The organism is Flavobacterium sp. TC780, assembly GCF_056783245.1.
Map to the genome: position 1 here is coordinate 1 of NZ_JBXBAV010000040.1, position 3,475 is coordinate 3,475.

Below are 3,475 nucleotides of genomic sequence, written 5' to 3' on the forward strand. Positions count from 1 at the left end.
TTCTGAAGAAAAAGTATAAAAAGATATGTGCGGGCGTTTTGTGTATATTAGAGCTTACATAAAAGATGCTGAAAACGAAGGTGAACTTAAAGTTTGGAAACACAATAGGTTTAGATGGTTTGATAGGATGATTGTTGATAATGAAATAAAAGAGAGAACAGACAATGGAAAACCATGGCTAGTAAACCAGAGTGGGACTTCACTTTGCGGAATGGCTTGTATATTTTCTATCTTTTTGCTAAAGAACAACCAAACGAGTACAAAAAATTTGCAAAACAACTATTCAGAACTGGTGAAGCTACATTTAATGATTATACTGTAAAACCAAGTATTGAAATTTTAGATAAAAAGCCTAACATAAAAGAATTTCCATTTTCTTCTGGAAGATACATGCCTCTTGTAGATTACATTACGATGGCAGGAACAAGGAACACAGATAATCCACGCTATAAAGGAGGAGAAGAAGAATTTCAAGCTGTTAGTTGGCCTCCTTTGATGACAAATCTATCCGAAAATTTGTTAGGTTTCAAAGATGTTGTTTCAAACGGTATTTACAATCCAATAAAAAAAGGAATAAATTACCCTGTAGAATCTATATTTAAAATTATTAACAACATAAACAAACAACTCAATGAAGGCTATAAAATAATTTTAATGATTGATTCGGATTTAATTGATGAAGATCCTGATTTTTATATTCCCAAAAAAATAAGTCTTAAAGAATTACAAAAATCAATAACATCACCTTTCGAATTTGATTATCATTGGGTGGTATTAGAAACTCTAATAAATGAAAAAGCATTTCTAAACAAAGACGGAAAAACTATATATCAACTTGACTTTAAAGTTTATACATGGGGAGAAAAAAAAGTATATTTAAAAAATAAAATTACATTAGCACATTTTATAAATAATTTCTATGGTTATATCAAAATTAAATAAAACGATATTAGTTCTGTTGATAATAATTATTTCTGCAACATATACTTGTAATAAAATGTACAAGGAACAAGTCGAATTTGAGACAGAACAAAATGCTGAAATAGAGCAATGTAAAAAAACTATTTTTGTTGCTCAAACCGATTATAAGATTTCGTTTAATGAATATAGTCCAGAAGAAATTGCTAATTTAAAGGTACATATTTTACGAAAAGGAAAAACTATAAAAACATTTTCTCAAATTAATAAATCTGAAAAATATATTTCTTTCAGTTATGAAAAAATCATGAAATCAGACACAATAGAAGTTAAACTTAAAAAAGATGTTTATTATATTCATGGTTTTAAAAATGATTATTGGTTGGAATCCAAACCCAAAGATTGTTATTTAAGTAAATATGAAATTAATAAAATTATTATATCTGGAATACGCGAAGATAGGTTTGTCCTAAAAAAAGAATATTTAAATTGATTTATTAAATATGAATCCACTCTGAAAGATTAATGAAGCGCTTCCCTCACTTTGTGATATATCTGCTTTTACAATTAATTCTAAAATAGAAAACTTACATGCCACTAATAGAATAATTATATACAAAACTCCAGATTAAAATAGCCTTTCGAGGATATACTTGGGATACAAATCCTGCTCTACAAAGTGTTTCTCGCTGTGCGAAGTCTCCCGACTTCGCACCCGCTCCAATAAAAGATAAGAAAATCAATAGCTGTGGTTACAAAGTCAAGAAACTTCAAACATCATCTTATTTACTTAAAAACGCAGTAGAACTTAGGTTTTACTGCGTTTTTTCATAGAACAAATCCAGCTACTCAACAGTTAGCAATGTGTTTTATTTAAGTTTTATCTTTCAAAAAATATAATTAAACTTTAAATAATATAGCTTTTTACTTATATTTATAGCCATTAAAATAATAAAAAGAAATAGATTTATGACCACAGCCAAATTATTTATTTTAGGAGAAGAACGAGAATTACTATGGATAAACACCAATTATCTCAGGTATACAGCAACAAATGGCTCACCAACTAGTGATGTCGAGGGAGGTTTTCTTACTTTAAGTTTTGTAGCGCAAGAAAACGACGACGTATTTTGGCATAATATGACAAAAGAAGTAGGAGAAAGAAACGGACAGAATGGAAAAAGGAGAAGTACACTTTTATAAAAAAGGCGATGAAGATATTCCGATAAGAAAGTATAAGTTTAGTGATGCGTATTTGATAGAATATTCAGAAGTATTTGATACTTATGGAACAGAAAATATGCATATTGTTTTAACCCTCTCGCCTGCAATTCAGGATTATGGGGCAGAATTGGTTAAATACTGGAATAAATCTTGGATCCCGCCAAGTGAACCCGTCTATTACGTACCTAAACAAGAGAAAAAAGAAACCAGAGTAAAAACAATAAAATGTATTACAACTCTTGATTTAGGTTCTGCTAATGATGGTACAGGAACAAACCAACAAGAAGGTATGTTGTATGGCAAATCTTATGAATTTAAAGTTGTAGCTTTTACCGAAGAAACTCCCGCAGATAAATCTATAATAAACTGGGCGTTTAAATACCACAGCTTATCTGAAGATAAATGGATTGAAAAAAAACTTTCGGTAACAGGCGACACACTAAAATTTACTCTTAACGAAAAAGATATGTGCGGGCGTTTTGTGTATATTAGAGCTTACATAAAAGATGCTGAAAACGAAGGTGAACTTAAAGTTTGGAAACACAATAGGTTTAGATGGTTTGATAGGAAAATTTTCCAAAAAGGCTTATTAGAACGAAAAAATAAACCTGAAAAAATAAACCAACACGCAACATCATTGTGTGGCACAGCATCATTGCTATATTTTTATGCTAAAGATTATAAAGATGAATTTTATAATTTATACAATATATTTTTTAGAACTGGTGAAGTCAAAATAAATGCATTCCATTTAAAACCAAATGAGTTAATGTACAGCTTCAATCCTTCATCAGATAATTTAAAGTATCCAAATTACAGTAAATATTCCGATGGAACTCCATGTATTCCTCGTAAATTAATGAATCAAACAGATTGGATTATTCTTGCAGGAACAAGAGTTTCGGCAATAAAAAATATTTAGGAGAGAATAATCAAGATTGGGATGCCATAAATTGGACAAGTTATATGATTGACACAGCTACCAAATTGTATGGAGCTACATCATCAATTGACAAAACACGAGTAATAACAGGGCTTAATTTTCAAAATGAATTAATTCAAATTCAAAAAGAATATCAAGAAGGGTGGCACATTATATTGCTTATAGATTCTGATATGTTAAAAGATTCTTATAGCTTGTTAGGTTGTATAACTCAATATCATTGGATTTCATATGAAGGAGATTTATATTTAGATAAAGAAAATCATAAATTTAATTTTTCATATTATTGTTGGCAAAAACTAAACAAAAATGCAACTTTTCGTAAATCAGTATTCAATTAGGTGCTGCCTCCCTAACAACAGGAGCATGTATTAACCTTAGCAATAAGTA

5 protein-coding genes are annotated in these 3,475 nt (G+C 29.5%); all 5 read left to right on the top strand.

Features of this window, described 5'->3' with window-relative positions; all coding sequences use genetic code 11:
• The first annotated feature begins 174 nt into the window (after nucleotides 1–174).
• The 5 genes from AC1RYN_RS03870 to AC1RYN_RS03890 all read left to right on the top strand — a co-directional run bounded on the left by AC1RYN_RS03870 (nucleotide 175) and on the right by AC1RYN_RS03890 (nucleotide 3,426).
• The gene (locus AC1RYN_RS03870; protein ID WP_481805902.1) at nucleotides 175–942 is read left to right on the top strand and encodes a hypothetical protein; all 768 of its coding nucleotides are present in this window, start codon (nucleotides 175–177) and stop codon (nucleotides 940–942) included.
• Nucleotides 920–1,411 carry a hypothetical protein gene (locus AC1RYN_RS03875; RefSeq protein WP_481805903.1) on the top strand — a complete coding sequence of 164 codons (492 nt, stop codon included), beginning with the start codon at nucleotides 920–922 and terminating at the stop codon, nucleotides 1,409–1,411. The genes AC1RYN_RS03870 and AC1RYN_RS03875 overlap by 23 nt, the downstream gene beginning before the upstream one ends.
• Nucleotides 1,412–1,887: 476 nt before the next feature.
• A complete protein-coding gene (tssD, locus tag AC1RYN_RS03880; protein WP_481805904.1) occupies nucleotides 1,888–2,121 on the top strand; it encodes a type VI secretion system tube protein TssD in 234 nt (77 codons plus the stop codon).
• Nucleotides 2,093–3,064, top strand: a complete 972-nt coding sequence (tssD, locus tag AC1RYN_RS03885) for a type VI secretion system tube protein TssD (RefSeq protein ID WP_481805905.1) — start codon at nucleotides 2,093–2,095, stop codon at nucleotides 3,062–3,064. The genes tssD (AC1RYN_RS03880) and tssD (AC1RYN_RS03885) overlap by 29 nt, the downstream gene beginning before the upstream one ends.
• Before the next feature lie 44 nt (nucleotides 3,065–3,108).
• A complete protein-coding gene (locus tag AC1RYN_RS03890; RefSeq protein WP_481805906.1) occupies nucleotides 3,109–3,426 on the top strand; it encodes a hypothetical protein in 318 nt (105 codons plus the stop codon).
• Nucleotides 3,427–3,475 lie beyond the last annotated feature (49 nt).